This is a genomic window from Kribbella pittospori (assembly GCF_004331465.1).
GTDB lineage: Bacteria > Actinomycetota > Actinomycetes > Propionibacteriales > Kribbellaceae > Kribbella > Kribbella pittospori.
Map to the genome: position 1 here is coordinate 1,284,285 of NZ_SJKB01000001.1, position 19,453 is coordinate 1,303,737.

The 19,453-nt window shown below is 69.1% G+C and carries 17 protein-coding genes; 11 read left to right on the forward strand and 6 right to left on the reverse strand.

All coding sequences use genetic code 11. The features are described from left to right. Nucleotides 1-2 precede the first annotated feature (2 nt). Nucleotides 3-302 carry a DUF4193 domain-containing protein gene (locus E0H73_RS05880; RefSeq protein ID WP_131352267.1) on the forward strand — a complete coding sequence of 100 codons (300 nt, stop codon included), beginning with the start codon at nt 3-5 and terminating at the stop codon, nt 300-302. 118 nt (nt 303-420) lie between these two features. Here E0H73_RS05880 and E0H73_RS05885 read toward each other — a convergent pair whose 3' ends face one another. Both E0H73_RS05885 and E0H73_RS05890 read right to left on the reverse strand, forming a co-directional pair. Then, nucleotides 421-747 carry a DUF4235 domain-containing protein gene (locus E0H73_RS05885; protein ID WP_131352269.1) on the reverse strand — a complete coding sequence of 109 codons (327 nt, stop codon included), beginning with the start codon at nt 745-747 and terminating at the stop codon, nt 421-423. Between the two features lie 30 nt (nt 748-777). Continuing rightward, nucleotides 778-1,233, reverse strand: coding sequence for a DUF3093 domain-containing protein (locus tag E0H73_RS05890; RefSeq protein ID WP_238163828.1), 456 nt, complete (start codon nt 1,231-1,233; stop codon nt 778-780). A gap of 52 nt (nt 1,234-1,285) precedes the next feature. On the opposite strand from E0H73_RS05890, the gene dut reads away from it, so the two are divergent. The 4 genes from dut to E0H73_RS05910 all read left to right on the forward strand — a co-directional run bounded on the left by dut (nt 1,286) and on the right by E0H73_RS05910 (nt 3,685). Next, on the forward strand, nt 1,286-1,738 hold the full coding sequence (gene dut, locus E0H73_RS05895) for a dUTP diphosphatase (protein WP_131352273.1): 453 nt from the start codon (nt 1,286-1,288) through the stop codon (nt 1,736-1,738). A gap of 77 nt (nt 1,739-1,815) precedes the next feature. Continuing rightward, nucleotides 1,816-2,454, forward strand: coding sequence for a DUF3710 domain-containing protein (locus E0H73_RS05900; RefSeq protein WP_131352275.1), 639 nt, complete (start codon nt 1,816-1,818; stop codon nt 2,452-2,454). A gap of 18 nt (nt 2,455-2,472) precedes the next feature. Next, complete coding sequence (locus tag E0H73_RS05905) at nt 2,473-2,862, forward strand: OB-fold nucleic acid binding domain-containing protein (RefSeq protein WP_131352277.1); 390 nt, start codon at nt 2,473-2,475, stop codon at nt 2,860-2,862. Further along, nucleotides 2,855-3,685 carry a DUF3159 domain-containing protein gene (locus E0H73_RS05910; protein ID WP_131352279.1) on the forward strand — a complete coding sequence of 277 codons (831 nt, stop codon included), beginning with the start codon at nt 2,855-2,857 and terminating at the stop codon, nt 3,683-3,685. Before E0H73_RS05905 ends, E0H73_RS05910 begins: the two co-directional genes overlap by 8 nt. A gap of 6 nt (nt 3,686-3,691) precedes the next feature. On the opposite strand, the gene E0H73_RS05915 is transcribed toward E0H73_RS05910, so the two are convergent. Further along, the gene (locus E0H73_RS05915; protein ID WP_131352281.1) at nt 3,692-4,366 is read right to left on the reverse strand and encodes a potassium channel family protein; all 675 of its coding nucleotides are present in this window, start codon (nt 4,364-4,366) and stop codon (nt 3,692-3,694) included. After that, nucleotides 4,366-5,028, reverse strand: a complete 663-nt coding sequence (locus E0H73_RS05920; protein WP_131352283.1) for a potassium channel family protein — start codon at nt 5,026-5,028, stop codon at nt 4,366-4,368. The genes E0H73_RS05915 and E0H73_RS05920 overlap by 1 nt, the downstream gene beginning before the upstream one ends. Before the next feature lie 120 nt (nt 5,029-5,148). Here E0H73_RS05920 and E0H73_RS05925 point away from each other — a divergent pair, with 120 nt between their 5' ends. The 5 genes from E0H73_RS05925 to acnA all read left to right on the forward strand — a co-directional run bounded on the left by E0H73_RS05925 (nt 5,149) and on the right by acnA (nt 16,748). Then, on the forward strand, nt 5,149-7,176 hold the full coding sequence (locus E0H73_RS05925; RefSeq protein ID WP_131352285.1) for an APC family permease: 2,028 nt from the start codon (nt 5,149-5,151) through the stop codon (nt 7,174-7,176). Next, nucleotides 7,173-8,369: a class I SAM-dependent RNA methyltransferase gene (locus E0H73_RS05930; RefSeq protein WP_131352287.1), complete on the forward strand. Its 1,197-nt coding sequence runs from the start codon at nt 7,173-7,175 to the stop codon at nt 8,367-8,369. Before E0H73_RS05925 ends, E0H73_RS05930 begins: the two co-directional genes overlap by 4 nt. 36 nt (nt 8,370-8,405) lie before the next feature. Further along, nucleotides 8,406-12,875 (forward strand): hypothetical protein, encoded by a 4,470-nt coding sequence (locus tag E0H73_RS05935; protein WP_131352289.1) that lies wholly within the window; start codon nt 8,406-8,408, stop codon nt 12,873-12,875. A gap of 10 nt (nt 12,876-12,885) precedes the next feature. Further along, nucleotides 12,886-13,818 (forward strand): LLM class F420-dependent oxidoreductase, encoded by a 933-nt coding sequence (locus tag E0H73_RS05940; RefSeq protein WP_131352291.1) that lies wholly within the window; start codon nt 12,886-12,888, stop codon nt 13,816-13,818. A gap of 143 nt (nt 13,819-13,961) precedes the next feature. After that, entirely contained in the window at nt 13,962-16,748 is a 2,787-nt protein-coding gene (acnA, locus tag E0H73_RS05945) for an aconitate hydratase AcnA (protein ID WP_131352293.1), read from the forward strand. A 63-nt stretch (nt 16,749-16,811) separates the two neighbouring features. Here the strand turns inward: acnA and E0H73_RS05950 are convergent, their stop codons facing one another. Together E0H73_RS05950 and E0H73_RS05955 are read right to left on the reverse strand one after the other, a co-directional pair. Next, nucleotides 16,812-17,837 (reverse strand): hypothetical protein, encoded by a 1,026-nt coding sequence (locus tag E0H73_RS05950; protein WP_131352295.1) that lies wholly within the window; start codon nt 17,835-17,837, stop codon nt 16,812-16,814. Next, on the reverse strand, nt 17,834-18,433 hold the full coding sequence (locus E0H73_RS05955) for an RNA polymerase sigma factor (protein WP_131352297.1): 600 nt from the start codon (nt 18,431-18,433) through the stop codon (nt 17,834-17,836). Before E0H73_RS05955 ends, E0H73_RS05950 begins: the two co-directional genes overlap by 4 nt. Nucleotides 18,434-18,514: 81 nt before the next feature. Between E0H73_RS05955 and E0H73_RS05960 the strand changes: the two genes are divergently transcribed. Beyond that, nucleotides 18,515-19,087 carry a HEAT repeat domain-containing protein gene (locus tag E0H73_RS05960; RefSeq protein WP_131352299.1) on the forward strand — a complete coding sequence of 191 codons (573 nt, stop codon included), beginning with the start codon at nt 18,515-18,517 and terminating at the stop codon, nt 19,085-19,087. Nucleotides 19,088-19,453: the final 366 nt, after the last annotated feature.

Below are 19,453 nucleotides of genomic sequence, written 5' to 3' on the forward strand. Positions count from 1 at the left end.
CCATGGCGACTGATTACGACGCCCCGCGCAAGACGGACGAGGACGCATCCGAAGAGTCGATCGAGGAACTGAAGACTCGCCGTCACGACAAGAACTCCGGCAAGGTCGACGAGGACGAGGCCGAGGCCGCCGAGAGCTTCGAGCTGCCCGGTGCCGACCTGAGCCACGAAGAGCTGGCGGTGCGGGTGCTCCCGCGCCAGGCCGACGAGTTCACCTGTTCGAGCTGCTTCCTGGTTCACCACCGCAGTCAGCTCGCCGACACGAAGAACGGGCAGCTGATCTGCCGCGACTGCGCAGCCTGACGCCAGCGCCCTTCTTCTGCGTGACCCACAGCGGGACCGTTCCCAGACCCCTGGGAACGGTCCCGCTGTTGTATCCACACCCCCACCGAGCGCGGCGAGGTGTGTTCGTCCAGTCTTTTTAGTCTTTTTCCAGCTGTTTCTCGACGCTCTTCACCAGGCCACCCGGGGCCTTCGCGTCCTGCTCGTACCCCGGCGGCGCAGACCCGGTCGACTTCAGCCAGTACGACGCCGCCCGCCGCTCCGCGAACAGTTTCGCGGCCGCCGCCGCGGCCCCACTCGCCACCGCCCAGCTGACGACCTCGACGTACCCGCCCTGGCCGTCCTTCGGCGGCTTCCCACCTGAGGCGATCTTCCAGGCCGTGGTCACCGCCTTGCTCGCGAGCAGGCCCACCACGATGGTGAACGCGGCCTGCACCAGCTTCCAGCCGATCTTCTCTCCGACCACAGCAGCCTCCCTAACGCAAGTCCCCGACAATCAGGATCTTGCCACGCTGTGCCCCGTCAGCGCCGCTGCCAACCGGTCCGGATGCCGCGTGGCGATCACCCAGTACGGCGCCGGGTCGCGCGGATCGGTGATCTCGACCCGGACGGCGCCCCGCACGTAGCTGCGCAGCACCAGGTAGGCCTTCGGATCGCAGTCCCGCCCGAACGCGTGCCGTGCGTCGTCGCCGGTCAGCGCCTCGACCTTGCCCAGGTACGCCCGTCCGATCACGGCCCGCCCGGCCTGCAGTCGCTCACCGTCCACCTGGACCCGCGCAGAGCCGTACTGGACGAACCAGAGGACCAGGATGAGCGCGGCGACGCCGCCGACGAGGGTGCCGGCGAACATCCCGACCGGCACAGTCACGATGGCGAACAGCGTGACGACCAGGGCCACGGCGATGATCCACCAGGACACCGGCACGCTCAGGCGTTCGCGATAAGTAGGCACACCACCAGCCTGGCATGTGGGCGGTCCGGGCGCGTCGATAGGGTCTGCTCTCGTGACCGAGGTACTGATCCAGCGACTCGACCCTGACCTGCCCGTTCCGTCGTACGCGCATCCGGGCGACGCCGGCGCGGATCTGGTGGCGGCCGGCGACATCACTCTGAAGCCTGGCGAGCGCGGTCTGGTCGGCACTGGCATCGCGATCGCGCTGCAGGACGGGTACGCCGCGTTCGTACACCCCCGGTCCGGCCTGGCGGCCAAGCACGGCGTTTCGATCGTCAACGCTCCGGGCACCGTGGACGCGGGCTACCGGGGCGAGATCAAGGTGTGCCTGATCAACCTCGACCCGCACGCGGAGGTGACGCTGCGGCGCGGCGACCGGATCGCGCAGTTGGTCATCCAGCAGGTGGAGAAGGCACGGTTCGTCGAGGTGACGTCGCTGCCGGGTTCCGCCCGCGGTGACGGGGGGTACGGGTCGACCGGCGGTTTCGGTGATGTGACACGCTGAACAGGTGCGCGCGTCGACCTGACGGATGCGCAAAACTACGGCGGCTGTACCAAGACGAACCAGGGAAGTAGAGAACAGTGATCTTCCGCCGCAAGGCCAAGAACGAAGACCCCGAGACGACCGAGCAGGACGCCGCGCCGGAGGAGCCGGCCGTCGGGCCGTTCGACTCCACCGAGGTCGACCCCGAGGTGCTCGAGGCGGAGGACCGCATCGACCTGGGCGCGCTGGTGGTCACCGGCATGCCCGGGATGGAACTGCGGCTGCAGGTCGACGAGCAGAGCGGCCAGGTGCAGGCAGTACTGCTGGTGCTGGACGACTCCGCTCTGGAACTGCGCGCCTTCGCGGCGCCGAAGACGAGCGGCATCTGGTCCGAGGTACGGCGCGAGATCGCCGCCGAGGCCAGCCGGATGGGTGGTACGGCGACCGAGTCCGAGGGATCGTTCGGGACCGAACTGGTGCTGGTCGTGCCGGTCGAGGACCCGGAGGGCCAGATCTTCAGCCAGACCTCACGGGTGCTCGGTGTGGACGGCCCGCGCTGGCTGCTGCGGGCTACTGTCCTCGGCCGCGCCGCGGTCGAACCGGACGCCGCGTCGACGATGGAGCAGGCGCTGCGCAACGTGATCGTGGTCCGCGGGAGCGAGCCGATGGCCGTCCGCGAATCGCTGCCGTTGCGGCTCCCGCCGGGCGCTCAGCCCGCGGACGAAGAACAGGCCTGAACGGACTACACTCGAATCATGGGTAGCGACAAACCCGAGGGATTGTTTCGGCGTGCCTTCCGGGGGCTGGCCGGTGACCGGGACCAGCAGGACGCCGAGGTTCTCCAGGACTTCGCGCACGACTGCGGTGCCCGGTCCATCACCGGCTGCCACGACCGCGAGATGGTCACGCTGTACGGCACGCTGCGCACCATCACGTTCAGCCCACGCGGCGGCGTACCGGCACTGGAGGGTGAGTTGTACGACGGCACCGGCACGGTCAAGCTGATCTGGCTCGGCCGGCGCAAGATCGCCGGGATCCACCCCGGCTCGGAACTGATCGCCTCCGGGCGGATCGGGGTCGTGGACGGTGACCGGGTGATGTTCAACCCGCGCTACGAACTCCGTCCTACGGCCGCGCATGGCTGACCCACATTCCGGGCCGCACTCGCGCCGGGACCAGGTCGAGGAGAACCTCGAGGAGAAACTGGTCGAGATCCTGCGCCCCGAACTCGACGCCGCCGAGCACGAACTCACCGCGGACCAGCAGCCCGCTCCGGAGCCGGAGCAGCCGGCCGACGAGCCCGCGAAGCCGGCGCAGACCACCGACAAGGACTTCTTCCACGCGCTCGGTGGCTGGGGCGCGCTGCTCGACATCGGTCTGCCCTGGATCGCGTTCCTGATCGTCTACGGCGCGTCCGACCACGACCTGCGGCTCGCGCTGATCGTCGCGGTCGGTTCGGCTGGACTCGTCGCCGTACTGCGCCTGATCCGCAAGCAGCCGCTGCGCAACGTCTTCGGCGGCTTCGTCGGCGTGCTCATCTCAGCCTGGGTCGCGAACCGTACGGGCGATGCGAAGGACGTCTACGTCCCTGGCCTGCTGACCAACCTTGGGTACGGCGCTCTGTACCTGATCACCGTGCTGATCCGCTGGCCCCTGTTCGGCGTCCTGTACGGCGTGATCACCCAGACCGGCACGGCCTGGCGCAAGGACCCCGCGATGCTCAAGGGGTTCTCGCGGGCGACGATGGTGTTCGTCGGCCTCTTCGCGATCCGCCTGATCGTCCAGGTCCCGCTGTACCTGGCCGGCTACCTGAACGCACTGGGCATCGCGAAGGTCGGCCTCGGCCTTCCGTTCTACGCCCTGGCCCTGTGGATGGCGTACGCCGTACTGCGCGGATCGCTGCCGCCGGACAAGTGGGACGAGGCACGCGACCACGTCACCCACCTGCTCCGGGGCAACAAGAAGTAGAAGGTCCTACTCGCTCTTGCGGTGGTGTGGCGAGAGGATGTCCTCGAGCTGTTCCTCGGTCTCGTCGGCCGCGACGAACAGGAGCTCGTCGTTCAGCTCCAGGGTGCCTTCCGGGTCCGGGCGAAGCACCCGGCCCTCGCGCAGGATCACGACCAGTGCGGTGTCGAGCGGCCAGTCGATGTCGCCGACCCGCTGACCGATCATGGGGGAGTCCTCGGGCAGGGTCAGCTCGACCAGGTTCGCGTCGCCCTGGCGGAAGGTGAACAGCCGGACCAGGTCGCCGACCGAGACGGCCTCCTCGACCAGTGCGGACATGATCCGCGGCGTCGACACCGAGACGTCGACACCCCAGGCCTCGTTGAACATCCACTCGTTCCGCGGATGGTTGACCCGGGCAACGGTCCGGGGCACGCCGAACTCGGTCTTGGCGAGCAGCGAGACGACCAGGTTGACCTTGTCGTCGCCGGTGCTGGCGATCGCCACCTGGCACCGCTGCAGCGCGGCCTCCTCCAGTGAGGACAGCTCGCAGGCGTCGGCCAGCAGCCATTCGGCCTGCGGCACCGACTCGGCCTTGATCGCCCGCGGGTCCTTGTCGATCAGCAGCACCTCGTGGCCGTTCTCCAGCAACTCGGCGGCGATCGAACGACCGACGTTGCCGGCGCCGGCGATGGCTACCCGCATCACAGCTCCTCAGGCTTGGTGCCGAGCTGGGACTCGACCGCAGCGGCGTCCCGCTCCAGCATCACGACGTGGACCAGATCACCCTCCTGGATGACCGTGTCGGCCCGGGGCAGGAGTCCTTCGCCGAGCCGGGTCAGGAACGCGACCCGGGCACCGGTGGCCTTCTCGATGTCGAACGCGAGCCGGCCGACCCACTCCGAGTGCACATGGACCTCGGCCAGCCGGACCGTCCCGGACGGGTCGCGCCACTCCGGCTCTGACCCCTCGGGCAGCAGCCGGCGCATCATCTGGTCGACGGTCCAGCGCACGGTGCCGACGGTCGGAATCCCGAGCCGTTGGTACACCTCGGCGCGTCCCGGGTCGTAGATCCGGGCGACCACGTTGTTGATGCCGAACGTCTCCCGGGCGACCCGGGCGGCGAGGATGTTCGAGTTGTCGCCGTTCGAGACCGCGGCGAAAGCCTCCGCGTCCTCGATCCCGGCCTCGATCAGGATCTCCCGGTCGAAGCCCATCCCGACGATGGTCCGGCCGGTGAAGTTCGGGCTCAGCCGGCGGAAGGCGTCGGCCGACTGGTCGATGATCGCGACCGTGTGGCCCCGCTTCTCCAGGCCTCGCGCGAGCGTCGACCCGACGCGGCCGCAGCCCATGATGACGACGTGCACTCGGTGATCACTCCCTGCCCCGTCTGGGGCGGCTGGGTCGGACTCGGCAGGGATAGACGCTACACCGGACCGGGGCTCCCTCTAACATCACGGACCGCGCTTCCCTCTAACATCACCGGTGTGACCCCCGCTCTCGGCGATATCGGTAAACGGCTGCTGCTCGGACGCAAACTGCGCAGCACGCAGCTGGGCGAGACTCTGCTGCCCAAGCGCATCGCCCTCCCCGTTTTCGCCAGCGACGCGCTGTCGTCGGTCGCGTATGCCCCGGACGAGATCTTCCTGACCCTGTCGATCGCCGGCCTGGCGGCGTACAGCTATTCCTGGAAGATCGGCCTGCTGGTCGCGTTCGTGATGCTGGTCGTGGTCGCGTCGTACCGGCAGAACGTGCACGCGTACCCCTCCGGCGGCGGCGACTACGAGGTCGCCACGGTGAACATCGGGCCGTCGGCCGGCCTGACCGTGGCCAGCGCCCTGATGGTCGACTATGTGCTGACCGTGGCGGTGTCGATCTCCTCCGGGGTGCAGAACGCGAAGTCGGCGTTGCCGTTCCTGGCCGGCCACGAGGTGCCACTGGCGGTGGGGCTGATCGTGTTGCTGGCGGCGATGAACCTGCGCGGGGTCCGCGAGTCGGGTGCGGTGTTCGCGATCCCGACGTACATCTTCATGGCCTCGATCATCGGGATGACGATCTGGGGCCTGATCCGGCTGACGACCGGGAACCTGCCGATGGCCGAGAGCGCCCAGTTCGAGGTCCGGGCCGAACCGGGCCACGAGGTGTTCAGCGGCCTGGCCGCGGTCTTCCTGCTGGCCCGGGCGTTCTCGTCGGGCTGTGCGGCACTGACCGGTGTCGAGGCGATCAGCAACGGCGTGCCTGCCTTCCGCAAGCCGAAGAGCCGGAACGCCGCCACCACGCTGCTGCTGCTCGGCACGATCGCGGTGACGATGCTGATGAGCATCCTGTTCCTGGCCGACAAGATCAGGCTGCGGTACGCCGAGGATCCCGCCACCCAGTTGCTCCACAACGGCGAGCCGGTCGGCGACGGCTACACACAGAAGACAGTGATCGGCCAGATCGGCGACTCGGTCTTCTCGAACTTCGCGCCCGGCTTCTACCTCGTCATCGGCGCGACCATGCTGATCCTGGTGCTGGCAGCGAACACCGCGTTCAACGGCTTCCCGGTGCTCGGCTCGATCCTGGCCCGGGACGGCTACCTGCCGCGTCAGCTGCACACGCGTGGGGACCGGCTCGCCTACAGCAACGGAATCATCCTGCTGGCGCTGTGCGCGATCGGACTGATCATCGCGTTCGACGCGCAGGTCACCAAGCTGATCCAGCTCTACATCGTCGGCGTGTTCGTCAGCTTCACCCTGAGCCAGTTCGGCATGATCCGGCACTGGACCCGGCACCTGCGGACCGAGACCGACCCCGCCAAGCGGCGGCAGATGATCCGGTCCCGGGTGATCAACGCGATCGGCCTGACCATGACCGGGGTGGTGCTGGTGATCGTGCTGATCACCAAGTTCACCCACGGCGCGTACATCGCGATCATCGCGATGGCCGTGCTGTTCGTGCTGATGAAGGGCATCCGCAAGCACTACGACACGGTCGGCAAGCAGATGGAGGTCGAGGGCGACGAGCCGCTGATGCTGCCGTCGCGGGTGCACGCGATCGTGCTGGTGTCGAAGCTGCACAAGCCGACGCTGCGGGCGCTGGCGTTCGCCAAGGCGGCCCGGCCGTACATGCTCGAGGCGGTCACGGTCGACGTCGACCGGGACGAGTCCGAGGCCCTGCAGACCGAGTGGGACAACCGGGGGATCCCGGTTCCGCTGAAGCGCCTCGCCTCGCCGTACCGCGAGATCACCCGGCCGATCCTGCAGTACGTGCGCGACATCCGGCGGCAGTCGCCGCGGGACGTGGTGATGGTCTACATCCCCGAATATGTCGTCGGGCACTGGTGGGAGCACATCCTGCACAACCAGAGCGCGCTGCGGCTCAAGGGGCGCCTCTTGTTCACACCTGGTGTGATGGTTACGTCCGTTCCTTACCAGCTGATCTCTTCGCAGGTGGCCGAGGAACGGCAGGACCGGGTGGAACGGGTGGCCGGCCAGGTACGGCGTGGGGCCCGCAAGGCGTCAGGAGATCGGTGACGGACGAGGACATCGTCGGGACGGTAGTCGAGCTGGAAGTAGGACCAGTAGCGCACGGGGGACACTGTGTGGCCCGGCACGAGGGGCAGGTGGTGTTCGTCCGGCACGCGTTGCCGGGTGAGCTGGTCCATGCCCGCATCACGGAGCAGACCGCGAAGTACCTGCGGGCGGACGCCGTACAGGTACTGACACCGTCACCGCAGCGAATCGAGGCGCCCTGTCCGTACGCCGGACCGGGGCTGTGCGGAGGATGTGACTTCCAGCACGCCAACATCGTCGAGCAGCGACGACTCAAGGCCACGGTCGTGTCGGACACGCTCCGGCGGATCGGTGGCATCGAGCGCACGGTGGTGATGGAGTCGCCGGGCGACGACGGCCTCGGCTGGCGCACCCGGATGCGGTACGCCGTGGTCGACGGACGACCGGGGATGTACGCGCACCGCTCGCACGACCTGATCCCGATCGAGCAGTGCCTGATCGCTCACCCGGATACGCCCGACGTACTCCGGCAGCGGTGGCCGGGCGAGTCGTCGGTGCAGGCTGTCGTGTCGTCGGAGGGCAAGACGGCCGTGCTGACGGGCGAGGAGCCCGGTGGGCGGGTCGTCGAGGTGGTGCGCAACCGGCGGTTCCGGGTGGAGGCCGGTGGGTTCTGGCAGGTGCACCCGGCTGCTCCGGAGACGCTGGTGGACGCCGTACTGAGCGGACTGGAGCCGGCGGCGGGGGAGACTGCGCTGGACCTGTACTCCGGGGTCGGACTGTTCGCGGCGTTCCTGGCCGAGGCGGGGTGCGCCGTACTGGCGATCGAGGGTGACAAGGACGCGGTGCGCAACGCGCGGCGGAACCTGCACGACCTGCCGGGGGTCACGCTGGAGACCGGTGACGTCGACCGCGTCCTGAACGCGGCCGCCGGGCAGGGGCTCGAGCACGTGGACCTCGTCGTACTGGACCCACCGCGGACGGGTGCCGGCAAGGACGTCGTACGGCGGATTGCGGCGCTGGCACCGCGGCGGGTGGCCTACGTGGCGTGTGATCCGGCGGCGCTGGCGCGGGATCTGAAGACGTTCGGGAAGCTCGGGTACGGCATCGCGTCGCTGCGGGCCTTCGACCTGTTCGGCATGACCCATCACATCGAGTGCGTCGCCATTCTGGAGCCTGTGGACAGTGAAGTCGCGGCCGGTGGAGGGCTCGGGTAGCGTTCTGGCCCTGGATTCCAATGCGCTGGAGACCTGATGCCGCTCGTTGACCTGGACGACCCGGAGGAGTTGCGCGCCCGCTGGACCGCACTCGCCGCGGTCGCCCATGCCACCGGGTTCGATCGGCGGTGGTACGCCGACGAAGACGGGTACCACCACCAGGACGAGACCGGGTCGGTGCTGCGGATGCAGCGGCTCGAGGACGGGCGCGCGGTGCTGTTCGGGTTCCAGACCCAGCACAGCCAGACGAGGCGTGCCGATCTGCTGGCGGGGTCGCCGGACTGGATCGGCCAGCCGGAGGTGCGGCGGCGACAGACCGCCGGCGAGCTCGGCTTCGTGTACGGCGCGTTCAACGGGACGTGGGCGCGAGCGGCGTACCCGGGAGACCCGTGGCAGCCGGCCGAGGACGGGTTCACGCACATCGGGCAGTGGATCACGTCGGACGCGGACGCCGCCGCGGAGATGATCGAGTGGGTCGCGGAGTGGGCGGACTACCTCGGCGGACTGGACGAGTTGCAGCCGTTCGGGGTGCAGCTGATCCAGACCGCCGGCTCGTCCGGGATCTCGTTGGAGGCGCTGACGGCGTTCTTCGATCACTTCGAGATCGACGCGCGGTCGCCGGTCCAGCCGGACCTGCCGTCCGGCGTGGCCGCGGCCGAGGACTTCACCCGGAACTTTGCAGTCGCGGAAAGTTTCGCCGACGACCCTGACACAGCCGAGGTGTCGGTCGTTGAGGATGTTGTGATTGGAGCATCCGACGGGCCCGTCCCGGTGGACGAGGAGGACGAGCAGTCCTTCATCGTGCCGCCCGGCATCAGCCCGTTCACCGGCCAGCCGATCGACGAGGCCCCACAGCTGGCGTCGTACGGGCGGCCTGTTCATGAGGAGCCGGTGTACGAGGAGCCTGCGGTGTATCAGCAGGTCGCGTACCGGCCGGAGGCGCCGGCGGAGTACGGGGTCACCAGCAAGAAGCAGGGGTGGCTGCGGCGGCGTAAGCACGACAACGCGCCTGAGCCTGAGGTTCCGGCTGGTTTTGAGGGTGGTGGTGCGGCCGGTGGGCCGGCTCCTGGGACCTATCTACCGGACGACGTGTCGGGTGGGGGGCTGCCGGCGTACGGCGGTGGTCTGCCGTCGTCGGAGCCGCCGCGTGTCGGTGGTGGGGTGCACGAGGGGGAGGACTTCTACGCGAGCCTGTTCGCGGACGCTCCCTCGGCGGCGTACCAGCAGGATGCGGCCGAGCAGGACTGGGAGACCGCCGAACAGGCCGGCTGGAACGAGCAGGAAGCCACCAGCGAATACAACCCCTTCGCCGACGAGCCCGCCGCTGCCGAACCCGAGCCCGATCGCGAATGGGTAGGCGGCGCCTGGATCAACGGCCAATGGGTCGAAGACCCCGCCAACTACCACCCCCAGCCCGCCGCCTCCTCCCCAGACGACGACGAAGCCCCCACAGCAGAAATAGCAGCCGTCCCCGACCCCGAGCCACAGGCCGCCGAGTCCCCCTTCAACCCAACCGGCGAGCGGTCGCCCTTTGCACCGGTCAACCCAGCAGACGAGCAGTCGCCCTTCCCAGCCGACCCTGCGCAGGCCCAAACCGACGGTGCCCAGCACGAGGCCGGCGCTGCGCGGGCCGAGGGTGACGCTGCGCGAACCCAGTCCGGCGGTGCGCATGACCAGGCTGACGGTGCGCATGACCCGGCTGGCGTTGCGCCGTTCGTGGCTGGCCTGGCGCGGGACGAGGCTGATGTTGCGCGTGGCTCGGCTGACGTTGTGCGGGGCGAGGTGGACTCGTTCGAGGGCGACGACGAGGAGGAGTTGGCGTCGTTTACTGGGCCTTCGCCGTTCGCGCCGGTGGTGGCGGGGGAGTCCGAGGACGATCAGACCGCTGAGGTTCCTGCGGTTCGGGTCGACGAGATGGATGACCAGACGGCCGAGGTCCCGGCCGTGTCTGCGGAGCTGCCTGAGGCTAAAGCTCAAGTCGAGCCTCACCCTCAACCACAACCGTGGCCACACCCCCAGCCGGAGCCCTGGCCACAACCAGAACCCCACCCGGCCCCCTGGCCGCAACCAGACCCACAGCCGTCCCCAACCCCGGACCCGTTCCCGCGCCCCGAGCCCCACCCGGAGCCCGCGCCGAGCCCGACCCCGGACCCCCAGCCCCACCCAGAGCCAGACCCGGACCGCGAGCCATGGCCCGACCCCGAGCCAGAACCACTGACCCCAGAACCCGACCCAACCCCAGAACCACAACCAGAACCCGACCCAGACCAAGAGCCCTGGCCAGCCCCAGACCCCAACCCCAACCAGTGGACCCAACCCCACCCCGAGCCCCAGCCAGGCCCCGGACCCCAACACGACCCGAACCACTGGCCCCAGTCGCAGCCGGCCGCTCAGCAGGATCCGAACCACCGGACTCAGCCAGGTCCTCGACCTCGGCAGGACCCAAACGGCTGGCCTCAGTCGGAGCCGGCGGCGCAGCAGGACCCAGACCACTGGACCGAGTCGGAGCCGGCGGCGCAACAGGACCCGGACCACAGGACTCAGCCGGTACCTGGACCTCAGCAGCAGCCTGACCATTGGCCACAGTCGGAAATGGCGGCGCAGCAGGAGCCGGACCACCGGCCCCAGCCGGAGCCGGGGCGTCAGCAGGAGCCGGACCACCGGACTCAGCCCGGCCCTGGGCCTCAGCAAGAGCTGGACCACTGGAACCAGCCGGAGCCGGCTTCGCGGCCGGAGCGTGAGCACGAGCGGTGGGCTCACCCGGTGGGCGAGGCTGCTGACTACCAACAGTCCGAGCAGGAGAACGCGCCTTGGCAGCACCCCGATCCGGAAGACGACCGGTGGGGGCAGGCTGAACCTGCGCAAGCGCAGGAGGGCTGGGCTCAGTCCGACGGTGAGTCGGCTCCGCACGCGGCAGCCCCGTCCGCGCCGCGCCCGGTCGGGCCGGCTCCGCAGGCGGCGGGTCCGCATGCGTCGGCTCAACAAGCGTCGGCTCCGCAGGCGGCGGGTCCGCATGCGTCGGCTCAACAAGCGTCGGCACCGCAGGCGTCGGGTCCGCATGGGTCGGCTCAACAAGCGTCGGCTCCGCAGGCGGCGGGTCCGAACGCAGCGGGTCCGGACGCCTCGGGTCCGTACGGGTCGGCTGCGGATGTGTCCGGGGCGGATGTGTGGGGCGGGTCTCCGGGCGGGGACTGGCAGGAGGAGGACGCTGGGGCGTACTCCGTGCCGGTGGCGGATGCGGATGCGCCGACCGGGGAGATCCCGGTGGTCGAGGACGAGATCGCTGCGGGGCCTGCGCCGATCGTGAATGCGCACGAGGCGAGTACGGCGTCAGGTCCGGTGGATGACGAGACGCCGACTGGGCCTGTGCCTGTGGTGGACGCGGACGCCAGGTCTCAAGAGCACGGCCTGCCTGCCGGGTCGGTCCCGGGGGAAGCGGCCAGCTTCCCGACTGCGGATAACGACGACGCGCCTCCCGGGCCAGTTCCGGGGATGCGGGCGAACGGCTTCTCGGGTGCGGATGACGTGCCGACCGGGTCTGTGCCGGTGGTGGAGGCCAACGGCTTCCCGGGAGTGCAGGCGAATGGCTTCGCCGGTCCGGATGGCGACGGCGTGCCGACTGGGTCTGTGCCGGTCGCGCACGCGAACGGCTTCACGCGGGTGGACCCGGAACGGCGCTCCTCTCGTGGAGATGCCGAGGATGACGTGTCTGCCGGGGCTTTGCCGGTGGCACACGCGAACGACTTCAACGACGACGACATGCCTACTGGGTCGGTGCCGGTCGTGCAGGGGGATGGCTTCCCGGGTGCGGACGATGTGCCGACCGGGGCTGTGCCGGTTGTGGCGGACGACGGGTTCTCGGATGACGAGACGCCTACGGGTGTTGTGCCGGTGGTCAGCCCGGACGGGATTCAGCCGGAGTCGGATGGGGTCGGGCCGGATGTGGGGGTTCCGGCGGGTCGGGTTATCGAGCGGATGTCTATTCCTGGGCTTGCGTTGGCGGGGTCTGAGGGGCCGGGGATCGAGCTTGTGCCGGGGTCGATCGAGGAAGCGTTGCGCGCTGAGGTGGAGCGGCCCCGGCCTCGGCCGCAGGAGTCGGCGGCGTTTGAGGCGCTGCACGACTGGTGCCGCGCGCGGACCGCGATCGTGCCGTCGGGGTTCACCATTCAGGTCCAGGTGCTCGACCCGGGCGCGCCGTCGTACCGGTTCGATCTGGAGCCGCCGGATGTGGACGACCCGGAGTTCGCCGCGGACAAGCTGAGCGGGCTGCTCGGCGACCTGTGGGTGACCGAGGCGGAGAGCGAGCTCGGCGGCTGGTTGTTCGCCCGGATCGACGCGGCCGGCCGGACCATGCGGGTGGACCGGTGGTACGACCGCGTCCCGGACTGGTGGGACAACCCGGTGGAGCCGCGGCTCGACGTCAACGGTCTGGTTCGGCGACTGTACGGCCGCGGTCCGCAGTGGCAGCCGTCGTACCTCGAGAGGCTGTACACGACCGCAAGATAGCGTTGGCGCCATGCTTCTCAGGATCTTCACCGAACCTCAGCAAGGTGCCTCGTACGACGATCTGCTCGCGGTGGCACGCAAGACCGAGGAGAACGGGTTCGACGCGTTCTTCCGGTCCGACCACTACCTGGTGATGGGCGACCACGACGGCCTGCCCGGACCGACCGACGCGTGGATCACACTGGCCGGCCTGGCCCGTGAGACGCAGCGGATCAAGCTCGGCACCCTCGTCAGTTCGGCGACGTACCGCAACCCGGGCGTGCTCGCGATCACGGTCGCTCAGGTCGACCAGATGAGCGGCGGCCGCGCCGAGCTGGGCCTCGGGGCCGGCTGGTACGAGGCGGAGCACAAGGCATACGGCTTGGACTTCCCGGACACCCCGGGCCGCTTCGACCTGCTGACCGAGCAGCTCGAGCTGATCACCGGCCTGTGGGACACGCCAGTGGGGGAGAAGTACAACTTCACGGGCAAGCACTACCAGCTGACCGACTCGCCGGCGCTTCCCAAGCCGGTCCAGCGGCCGCACCCGCCGATCATCGTCGGCGGCGCGGGCAAGAAGCGTACGCCGGCCCTCGCGGCGCAGTTCGCGAGTGAGTTCAACGCCGGCTTCCGCAGCGTCGACCTCACGGACACTCTGTTCCGGCGCGTCCAGGCCGCCTGCGACGCGATCGGCCGCGACCCGAAGAGCCTTGCTCTGTCCACCGCACACACCGTTGTCCTCGGCAAGGACGACGCGGAGGTCAAGCAGCGTGCCGACGCGATCGGCCGCGACGTCGACGACCTGAAGCAGAACTCGATCGCCGGCACTCCCGCCGAGGTCGTGGACCGGCTCAGCCAGTACGCCGCCGTTGGATCCCAGCGTCAGTACGTCCAGATCATGGACCTCCAGGATCTGGACCACCTCGACCTGATCGCCGCGGAAGTTCTTCCACAGGTTTCCTGACGGCGGGGAAAGTTGGCTCGATGTCGTGTATCTTGATGTCGAGAGAGTTTGTGGCGCGAGGTTAGGGCAACCTGACCTCGCGGCCGGGCCGGGTGCTCGGCAGGATGGGTTCAGCGAACAGGACCGGATAGAGGAGCAGGCTGATGGCCAGCGTCGACAGCTTCGGTGCCAAGGGTGCACTCGAGGTCAACGGACAGTCGTACGAGATCTTCAGGTTGGCGGGCATCGAGGGCGCGGACACGCTGCCGTACTCGCTCAAGGTGCTGCTGGAGAGCCTGCTGCGCACCGAGGACGGCGCGAACATCACCGCCGAGCACATCACCAAGCTCGGCAGCTGGGACCAGGACGCGGCGCCCGACACCGAGATCCAGTTCACCCCGGCTCGGGTGATCATGCAGGACTTCACCGGTGTGCCGTGTGTGGTCGACCTGGCCACCATGCGCGAGGCCGTCGCCGAGCTCGGTGGCGACCCGACCAAGATCAACCCGCTCGCTCCGGCTGAGCTGGTCATCGACCACTCCGTCATCACCGACGTCTTCGGCCGGCCGGACGCGTTCGAGCGCAACGTCGAGTTCGAGTACCAGCGCAACGGCGAACGCTACCAGTTCCTCCGCTGGGGCCAGACCGCCTTCGACGACTTCAAGGTCGTCCCGCCGGGCACCGGCATCGTGCACCAGGTCAACATCGAGCACCTCGCCCGCACGGTAATGACACGCCGCGACGGCCATATTGTCACTGCCTACCCCGACACCTGCGTCGGCACCGACAGCCACACCACGATGGTGAACGGCCTCGGCGTGCTCGGCTGGGGCGTCGGCGGCATCGAGGCCGAGGCGGCCATGCTCGGCCAGCCCGTGTCGATGCTGATCCCGAAGGTCGTCGGCTTCAAGCTGACCGGCTCGGTGCCGGCCGGCGCGACCGCGACCGACGTGGTGCTCACCATCACCCAGCAGCTGCGCAAGCACGGCGTGGTCGGCAAGTTCGTCGAGTTCTACGGCGAGGGTGTCGCGGCCGTGCCGCTGGCCAACCGCGCCACGATCGGCAACATGAGCCCGGAGTTCGGCTCCACCTGCGCGATCTTCCCGATCGACGACGTGACGCTGGACTACCTGCGGCTGACCGGCCGCAGCGACCAGGACGTCGCGCTGGTCGAGGCGTACGCCAAGGAGCAGGGCCTGTGGCACGACCAGTCGGTCGAGCCACGGTTCTCGGAGTACCTCGAGCTGGACCTGTCGACCGTCGTACCGTCGATCGCCGGGCCGAAGCGGCCGCAGGACCGGGTCGCGCTGAGCGAGGCCAAGGAGGCGTTCCGCGGTGCGCTGACCGACTACGCGACCGAGGAGCTGGAGGTCGACCCGTCGGAGACCGGGAGCTTCCCGGCCAGCGACGCGCCGAACGGCCATGGCAACGTCAACGACGAGCCGCATGTGCCGCACGGCGCCCCGGGGCGTCCGTCGAAGAAGACCACGATCAGCATGGACGGCGCGGAGATCGAGCTGGACCACGGCCACGTCGTGATCGCGAGCATCACCTCCTGCACCAACACGTCGAACCCGTCGGTCATGCTGGCGGCCGCGCTGCTGGCGAAGAACGCGGTCGACAAGGGCCTGGCGTCCAAGCCGTGGGTGAAGACGTCGCTCGCGCCCGGGTCGAAGGTCGTCACCGACTACTACGAGAAGGCCGGCGTCACGCCGTACCTGGAGAAGCTCGGCTTCCACCTGGTCGGCTACGGCTGCACCACCTGCATCGGGAACTCCGGTCCGCTGCCCGAGCCCGTCTCGGCCGGCGTGCAGGAGGCCGACCTGGCGGTCGTCTCGGTGCTGTCCGGCAACCGGAACTTCGAGGGCCGGATCAACCCCGACGTCAAGATGAACTACCTGGCGAGCCCGCCGCTGGTGATCGCCTACGCGCTGGCCGGGACGATGGACTTCGACTTCGAGACCGATGCCCTGGGCAAGGACACCGACGGGAACGACGTGTTCCTGAAGGACATCTGGCCGGCCGCGGACGAGGTCGAGCAGGTGATCGCCTCCTCGATCAACAAGGAGATGTTCACCAAGGACTACGCCGACGTGTTCGCCGGTGACGAGCGCTGGCAGTCGCTGCCGACGCCCGAGGGCAAGACCTTCGCGTGGGACGCCGAGTCGACGTACGTGCGCAAGCCTCCGTACTTCGACGGGATGGCGAAGGACCCGGAGCCGGTCACCGACATCGCCGGCGCGCGCGTGCTGGCCAAGCTGGGCGACTCGGTCACCACCGACCACATCTCCCCGGCCGGTTCGATCAAGGCCGACAGCCCGGCCGGTACGTACCTGGCCGACCACGGCGTCGCGCGCAAGGACTTCAACTCGTACGGGTCGCGGCGCGGCAACCACGAGGTGATGATCCGCGGCACCTTCGCGAACATCCGGCTGCGCAACCAGATCGCCCCCGGCACCGAGGGCGGCTTCACCCGCGACTTCACCAAGGACGACGCGCCCGTCACCTCGATCTACGACGCGGCGCAGTCGTACGCCGAGGCCGGCACTCCGCTGGTGATCCTGGCCGGCAAGGAGTACGGCTCGGGCTCGTCGCGGGATTGGGCCGCCAAGGGTACGGCGCTGCTCGGGGTGAAGGCCGTGATCACGGAGTCCTTCGAGCGGATCCACCGGTCGAACCTGATCGGCATGGGTGTCCTCCCGCTGCAGTACCCGGAGGGCCAGACCGCGGAATCGCTCGGCCTGACCGGCGAGGAGACGTTCGACATCACCGGCGTCACCGCGCTGAATGACGGTGACATCCCGAGCACCGTGCACGTCAAGGTCACCTCGCCCGACGGATCGGTGAAGGAGTTCGACGCGGACGTCCGCATCGACACCCCCGGCGAGGCCGACTACTACCGCAACGGCGGCATCCTGCAGTACGTGCTCCGCTCGCTGATCGCGGGCTGACAGCAACAAAAAGTACGGCGTACCCCGGCCCCTCAACCGGAGTACGCCGTACTCGTCTGTGGACTACTTGCAGCCGAGGCCGTCCGCGTAGCCGACCGGCGCCTGATCCTTGGCGATGTCGTCGGCGAACTCCCAGAGGATCCTCGGGTAGTCGCCGTCCTTGGCCATTTCCTTCAGGATCGGCCAGTTGTGACTGGTCTTCATCGCGGCGACCGCTTCGGCAACCTTCGTCTTGTCACCGGACTTCTTCGCCGCGGTCCACTGGTCGAGCCACGCGCAGCTGACCGCGCCGCTGACTCGCGCGCCGACCTGGTACCGGTCGCCGACTGTCTGCTGGTACAGGCCCGCGGCGTCGAACCCGTCCGGCTTCGGCAGGTCCGCGAGCATCGCGTCGACGGTCTTCTTGTTGTCGGCCGGCTTGACCGCGGACGCGGGCAGCGCGTCGAGCCATTCCTCGACACCGACCGGCTTCAGCTTCCCGATCAGCGTGCGGTACGCCGCCTCCGAGCCGACGTCGGTGCGGATCTCGAGGAAGTTCTTGCCCTTCGGCTTCAGAATCGTGGTGAAGTCGGTCGTGTCGCCGTACCGGAAGATCGTCCCGGCCTGGCCGAGGAGCTCGATCGGCTGGTGGGTGTTGTCGTGGGCCCGGTCGTCGAAGTACGTCTGGTACTGGTCCGCCGGCCGCCAGAACACGTCGAGGCGCTGGTTGCCTTTGGCAAAGGTCATCTCACCGAGGTCGGCGGTGAACTCGTCGACCCGGCTGACCTTCCAGCCGGGCGCGTCGACGAGCAGGCGCTGGTTCGCCTCCGCGATGGCGCGGACCTCGGCGGCGTACGCGGAGGTCGGAGCGGCGGGGTTGCCGCGGGGAAAGAACACACCGGTGAGCGCGACGACGATCGCAGCCGCGGCGGCGACGAGGACGATGACGCGTCGCCGGCGGTTCGGTCTCAGCTCGGGGGTCGGTGCGGTGGTGGTCACGATCTCCTCCAACAGGTCGGACGCGGCGGCTCCGGCCGGCAGGTGCCGGACCGAGTCGTCGCCGAACGGGTTGGCCCGCGCGAGCAGCCGGTCGAGCTCGTGGTCGTTCATCGCTCCTCCTGAACTGCTTGTGCGTGCTGGTCATCCCGTACGTGTCCGTCAGCAGAGGCAACGTCTCCGATCGCTGCGCGCAGTCTGCTTCGGGCCCGGTGCAGCCTGGTCCGGACGGTGCGCGCGGGGACCCCGAGCACGACCGCTGCCTCACGGGGATCGAGGCCGTCCCAGCCGGTGAGCATGATCAGTTCGCGGTCGCTGTCGCTCAGTTTCTCCAGTCCGGCCCGGATCGCCTCGGTCGACTCGGACAGGCTGGTCAGATCCGGAGTCACCTCCGCCAGTTCCAGCCGCAGCCGCTCGGCCAGCCGGTCCCGCCGGAGCTCGCCGCGCCGGTGGTTGGCCAGCACGCGGCGGGCCACGCCGAACAGATACAGCCGTGCGGCGTCGTCGGGGGGCACCTCGTCCATCCGGCGCCAGGCGACGAGCATCGTCTCCGCGACGATGTCGGCTGCGTCCTCGGGCGAGTTCACGCGTCGCAGTGCGTACCCGAGCAACCGGCGAAAGTTGTCGTCGAACAACTCGCGAAAACGGAGCTCGTGGTCCGGAACGGCGCGAAGTGCCACCGGTGCGGGTGGACTCGGCGTACTCGTCATATCGGATCCATGTCCGGGACCGCGGGGGTCGTTACAGGTCGGCGGCCAGAATTTGTCGGCGGGTGCGGCTTTACTGACGGTATGGCTGCCGAGGGTCGTGACCATCCCCGCGACGTCGTGCTGCGCGCGTGTGCCGAGCACGGCCAGGACACGGTGATCGACTGGTGCATCGCGTTCCTCACCGGGGAGATCTCGGGGGAGGACGCGTACGGCGCCGACCTGCCGAAGCTGGCGGCGATCACGGGCAGTGCCAACCCAGGCGGCTGGTCGGCGCCGGTCGACCCGGTGAACTACTACTGGATCCGGGTCTGGGCTGCCCGGGTCTTCCTCTACGTCTGGCGCGACGATGTCGTCGACGCACTCCTGGTCGCCGCGAAGGACCCGGCCTGGCGCGTGCGTGAGCACGTCGCTCGCATCGCCGCGAAGCACGAGCTGGGTCAACTGGCGGACGCGCTCGTCCCGGACCTGTCGCACGAGCTTCCCCGGGTCCGCGCCGCGGCCGCCCGGGCGATCGGCGCCACCGGCGAGGCCGAGCACGCGGAGCCGTTGCAGGAATTGATCGACGATCCGGACCCGTCCGTGCGAGCGGCCGCCGAGGCGGCGCTGGCCCGGTTGGAGAAACGGCTGGATCGCCGTTTCGAACGGCGTACCTAGTCATCCGATCGTCACCTGGAGGTCAGCCGCCGCACACCTCGCCGGGAGCGGTCGGCGCATGGAGACCTCCCGTAGATCCGTCCTGAAAGCCGGTCTGGCGGCTGTGGCCGGCCTGACCTCGACCCTGACGGCTACGTGAACACCACGATCACCCGCGAGTCCCTGGTCGCCAACTTCCGCACAGTCCCTCGGCCCAAACCGAGGACGCCGAAGTCTTCACCCGAGCCCCCTTCACCATCGAAGACCACGATCCCGGCCTCAACCTCACCGCCAACAACCCAGCCGCCGAAGCCGCTCGCACCCTGAGCGCGGCTACCCAGGACACGGTCGCCTGAGAGACGGCCAGGCCGCAACGGCGTTGCGGCC